Annotated in this window: 2 protein-coding genes; one reads left to right on the plus strand and one right to left on the minus strand. The window is 60.6% G+C overall.

The window, feature by feature from the left end; genetic code table 11:
- A partial coding sequence (locus E4T88_RS18530) for a DinB/UmuC family translesion DNA polymerase (RefSeq protein WP_438503333.1) occupies positions 1-341 on the minus strand: 341 nt, incomplete at its 3' end.
- Here E4T88_RS18530 and E4T88_RS18360 point away from each other — a divergent pair.
- A partial coding sequence (locus E4T88_RS18360; RefSeq protein WP_228094007.1) for a hypothetical protein occupies positions 276-470 on the plus strand: 195 nt, incomplete at its 3' end. The two genes, E4T88_RS18530 and E4T88_RS18360, sit on opposite strands and share 66 nt — an antisense overlap.

Genomic DNA, 470 nt, shown 5'->3' on the forward strand with positions numbered 1-470 from the left:
ACCAGGGCATGCGTGTCTGCTGTAGGCCTTCTGAGGGGCATCACTGCAGACCGTGCGAATCGAGGGCCATGCCTGAAGGGGGATGTGTGCGCGAAAACCAATAGTTGGCCAGCAAGACTTCCTTGTTCTCGAAGCTTTTCAGCAGCACGGCTGGCAAACTCACTGACTGCTTGCAGCAGCGGCGGCAGCAACGAAATGGGCTCGCCAAACGAACGAGTGCATGCGATTTGCTTCCTCGGTAGCGGAGCGTTTTCGAGCTGAATGCACGGCGTGCCTTGAAGCTCGCGAACGGTGCGTTCAAGAACGACAGACCAGCGACGGCGCGCAGTGGCTGCATCCATGCGTGCCAAGTCCAGCACGTTGTGCACACCTGCTTCAACCAGTTGAGCGCCTATGCGATGCCCAACCCCCCAGACCTCGGTGACTGCCGTGGCGCGCAGGACATCATCGAGGTCCTGCGCGGGCAGCGC

The sequence above is a fragment of the Dysgonomonas mossii genome (assembly GCF_004569505.1).
GTDB lineage: Bacteria > Bacteroidota > Bacteroidia > Bacteroidales > Dysgonomonadaceae > Dysgonomonas.